The organism is Blastomonas sp., assembly GCF_041747255.1.
Classification (GTDB): Bacteria; Pseudomonadota; Alphaproteobacteria; order Sphingomonadales; family Sphingomonadaceae; genus Blastomonas.
In genome coordinates this window covers 1-4043 of record NZ_JBGTFM010000482.1, presented here as the reverse complement: position 1 = coordinate 4043, position 4043 = coordinate 1, and the positions used below count along the sequence as shown (strand labels likewise).

The window sequence follows — 4043 nt, the reverse complement described above, 5'->3', positions numbered from 1 at the left end:
GTCCTGCCGGTCATTGCGACGTTCGGCACGAAACTCGGGCCGGGTCACATCGCCCTGGCGAAAGTCCTGACGGTCCCCACGACGATCCTGCCGGAAGTCCTGCCGGTCAGCCCGGCGATCCTGACGGAAGTCCTGCCGGTCCGCACGTCGCTCCTGCCTGAAATCCTGACGTCGCTCGATACGGGCCGTACCGATATTGTTGCGGTTCTGGCCACGAAACTGGTCACCACCACCGCCCCGGTTGCCGCCGCCGCGCATGCCGCGACCTTCACCGCCACGCCGTCCTTCGCCGCGCTGCATTGCTTCAGGCGGTACGCCTAGCGTTTCAACATCGGCCTGCTGAACGATGTCAGGAACAGCCAGGACAGAAGCGTCTGCCTGTGCCAGCGGGAACGCCAGCGCAATAAGCGCCACGCCGCTGATCGCCAGAGGAAAGCGGAAAAACGAACCGCTCAAATATCGGCCAAGAGGACGAAGATAAGCGGATTGCATGGATTGTTCAGAATGCATGACCATAGTCGACTTTCGAAAATGGCCTGAGCAATCGTGTCGGCATCACGGGGGCACAGGACGTTGAAGTTGAAAATGTCTTAATCCTGCTCGCCTGACCGGGAGCTTAACCGCAGGCGTCCGGTTGGTTCAGCTTTGTCAACGCGTCGCAGGCCCGTTTCCGCTTTTGCATTGCGCAGCATCGCGCAGCGCTTTAACTCTGGTGGCCGATGAACACGCACGCGGTCCGCATCATGGCGCTGCTTACCGGCAAGCCGAAGCCGTTTCGTGAAGACGGCACGATGAGCGCGATGGCGCGTCGGCCGATGACTGGCCCGGTGCAGCTTGGCCTGCTGGGCTTTGATGGCGACGCGGTTGCCGACACGGTGCACCACGGCGGACCGGACAAGGCGGTGCATCATTACCCATATGATCATTATGGCCACTGGCAGCAGCGGCTGGATGGACACAAGCTGCTCCACAAGCCGGGCGCTTTTGGCGAGAACATCGCGACGCGCGGGATGGTGGAAAGCGACATGCGCATCGGTGACCGGTTTCAGCTCGGCGCAGCGCTGGTTGAGGTGTCGCAGGCGCGCCAGCCGTGCTGGAAGCTCGATCATCGTTTCGGCGTCAGCGGCAAGCAGAGCGTGATGGCGGAGATCGTCCGCACAGGGCGCTGCGGCGTCTACTTCCGGGTGGTCGAAACAGGTTTGGTGCAGACCGGCGATATCATGCGGCTGGTCGAGGCTGGGCCACACGAATGGACGGTCGACCGGGTGTTCAGGCTGCTGATCGGCGGCCAGCACAAGGCCGAGCCAGAGGCGGTGCGGGCGCTGGCCGCTCTGCCGCAACTGTCCGAAAACTGGCGCAGGCGGGCAGCAGCGCTGGTGGATTGAACGCGACGACGAGACACGACAAAGGGCGCACCCATAACCCATGGGGCGCAAGACAAAGGGGTCGATATGCATAATGGAATTACAGCCGCGATAGCCTTGGTGCTGGCCGCGCTGGCGGGGCCGGTTCAGGCGCAGAACGCGGTGACACCTGAAGCGCGCGCGCTGCACGAATCGATCCTGACGCTTGACACGCACCTCGATACCCCTGCCAATTTTGATCGCGCCGGATGGACCATCACCGACCGGCACGACGTGACGCGCGATACCACGCAGGTCGATCTACCGCGCATGATTGAAGGCGGGCTCGATGGCGGATTCTGGGTCATCTACACCGCGCAGGGGCCGACCGACGTTGCCGGAAACGCGCGCGCGCTCGCCCATGCGCTCAAGCGGCTCCACCAGATTCACGCGTTTGTCGCCGATAATCCAGAGCACTTCGAGATGGCGCTGACCGCCGCCGATGCGCCGCGAATCGCTGCCAGCGGCAAGCGGGTGGTCTATCTGTCGATGGAAAACAGCTCTCCGCTGGGCTCGGACATCGCCAACCTGTGGGCGTTTCGCCAGCTCGGGCTGCGCATGGCCAGCCCGGTGCACAACGGATCGAACCTGCTCGCTGATTCGACCAATGGTGAGGCGATCCACGGCGGGTTGAGCGATCTGGGCAAGGCTTGGGTGCGCGAATCGAACCGGCTGGGGATCGTGATCGACGCCAGCCATGCTTCTGACAAGGCGTTTGACGATATGCTGGGGTTGTCGCGCGCGCCGCTCATCCTCTCGCACTCGGGGCCCAAGGCGCTGTTCGATCATCCGCGCAACCTCGATGATGGCCGGCTCAAGGCGCTGGCTGCTAAAGGCGGCGTCATCCAGATGAACACGCTGTTCCTGAGTCCCAGCATTCCGCGCCCTGAGGTTGACGCGCTGCGACAGGAGATGCGCAATATCGATACGCTGCCCGCCGATCAGCAAGCCGCGCTGCTCGAACGCTATGCCGAACTAACCGCGCGCAATCCTAGATCTGCGACCGATTTTGACCGCTATATGGAATCGGTGTTTTATTGCATTGATCTGATGGGGGTCGATCACGTCGGCATCGGCGCAGACTGGGATGGCGGCGGCGGAGTCATCGGCATGAACGAGGTCAACGATATCCCGAAAATCACGCAGGCGTTGCTGGCGCGCGGCCTCAGCCGGGCGGATATCGAGAAGATCTGGAGCGGCAATGTGCTGCGCGTGCTGGCCGAGGCGGAGCGGGTTGCGGGCCAGTGAAGCGGAGCCGGTTGCGCGGCGTCAGGCCATTTCGACCATGAACAGCGTGCTGCCGCTGTACTTTTCTTCCTGCGGATTGAACACCGGCAGGGGATCGAAGGTGGCATTGACCAGCGCCATCTCGGTCAGGCCGTCGAGCTTGAACGCACCCACCTTGATCTCGCGCGGCGGTTTTCCCTCGCGCTCCAGCGTCACCGCATCGACATAGAGCTGATCGTGCTTGGTATATAGGATGTGCGGCGCCAGCCGAACCCGCATCCGGTTATAGGTTGCCAGGATGCATTTGCGCAGCGCGATCGCCTCAAGCACAGTTCGGTGGTCGTCCATATTGATAATATGGGCAAGAGACCAGATGTGTGCAACTTAATATTGTGCAGTGCAGCATTTTGTCACGTATCGACACACATGCCAGATCGTCAGCCCTCGGCCTCCAGCCGCGCAAGCCACTCTTCCAGCCATTTGATGGTATAGTCTCCCGACTGGAAATCGGGCTCGTTCAGCAGCGCCTGATGCAGCGGAATCGTTGTTTTGACCCCATCGATCACGAATTCCTCAAGCGCGCGGCGCAGGCGCATGATGCATCCCTGCCGGGTGCGGCCGTAGACGATCAGCTTGGCGATCATGCTGTCGTAATAGGGCGGGATGCGATAGCCCGCATACAGCCCCGAATCGACGCGGACGTGCATGCCACCCGGCGCATGGAAATAGTTCACCAGCCCCGGCGAGGGCGCAAAGGTGCGCGGGTCTTCGGCATTGATGCGGCATTCGATGGCATGGCCGCGAAACTCGACATCTTCCTGTTTGACCGACAGCGGATGGCCTTCGGCAATGCGGATCTGTTCGCGCACCAGATCGACCCCGGTGATCGCCTCGGTCACGGGATGTTCGACCTGCAGCCGGGTGTTCATTTCGATGAAATAGAACTCGCCGTTTTCCCACAAAAACTCGATGGTGCCCGCGCCGCGATAGCCCATATCGGCCATCGCCTTGCAAACCACGCCGCCCATGCGGTTACGCACCTCTGGGGTGATCACGGGCGAAGGGGCTTCCTCGAGCACCTTCTGGTGACGTCGCTGCAGCGAACAGTCGCGTTCGCCCAGGTGGATGGCGTTGCCATTGCCGTCACCGAAAATCTGGAATTCGATATGGCGGGGATTGCCCAGATATTTTTCCATATAGACAGTGTCGTCGCCAAAGGCCGATTTGGCCTCGTTGCCCGCCTGCTGCATCAGGCTTTCAAGCTGGTCTTCGGATGGCACGACCTTCATGCCGCGCCCGCCGCCGCCCGATGCGGCCTTGATCAGCACTGGATAGCCGATGCTGGAGGCGATGATCTTGGCCTCGCTGACGTCCTTGATCGCGCCGTCCGATCCGGGAACCAGCGGCATGCCG

General features: G+C 61.9%; 4 protein-coding genes and 1 pseudogene. 2 read left to right on the top strand and 3 right to left on the bottom strand.

The features are described from left to right. Window positions 1–456 (bottom strand): annotated as a pseudogene (locus ACEW8G_RS15995) (hypothetical protein); the annotation flags it as partial. A 263-nt stretch (window positions 457–719) separates the two neighbouring features. On the opposite strand from ACEW8G_RS15995, the gene ACEW8G_RS15990 reads away from it, so the two are divergent. Next, on the top strand, window positions 720–1385 hold the full coding sequence (locus ACEW8G_RS15990; protein ID WP_373489389.1) for an MOSC domain-containing protein: 666 nt from the start codon (window positions 720–722) through the stop codon (window positions 1383–1385). 66 nt (window positions 1386–1451) lie between these two features. Continuing rightward, on the top strand, window positions 1452–2651 hold the full coding sequence (locus ACEW8G_RS15985) for a dipeptidase (RefSeq protein WP_373489388.1): 1200 nt from the start codon (window positions 1452–1454) through the stop codon (window positions 2649–2651). Window positions 2652–2672: 21 nt separating this feature from the next. Here the strand turns inward: ACEW8G_RS15985 and ACEW8G_RS15980 are convergent, their stop codons facing one another. Continuing rightward, window positions 2673–2978 carry a hypothetical protein gene (locus tag ACEW8G_RS15980; RefSeq protein ID WP_373489387.1) on the bottom strand — a complete coding sequence of 102 codons (306 nt, stop codon included), beginning with the start codon at window positions 2976–2978 and terminating at the stop codon, window positions 2673–2675. An 89-nt stretch (window positions 2979–3067) separates the two neighbouring features. Continuing rightward, window positions 3068–4043, bottom strand: a 976-nt coding sequence (locus tag ACEW8G_RS15975) for an acetyl-CoA carboxylase biotin carboxylase subunit (protein WP_373489386.1), incomplete at its 5' end; no start/stop codon positions are given.

Bases quoted from the DNA above. Each gene is read 5' to 3' on its own strand.
- ACEW8G_RS15990 (WP_373489389.1), top strand. From the start codon at position 720: ATGAACACGCACGCGGTCCGCATCATGGCGCTGCTTACCGGCAAGCCG.
- ACEW8G_RS15985 (WP_373489388.1), top strand. From the start codon at position 1,452: ATGCATAATGGAATTACAGCCGCGATAGCCTTGGTGCTGGCCGCGCTG.
- ACEW8G_RS15980 (WP_373489387.1), bottom strand. From the start codon at position 2,978: ATGGACGACCACCGAACTGTGCTTGAGGCGATCGCGCTGCGCAAATGC.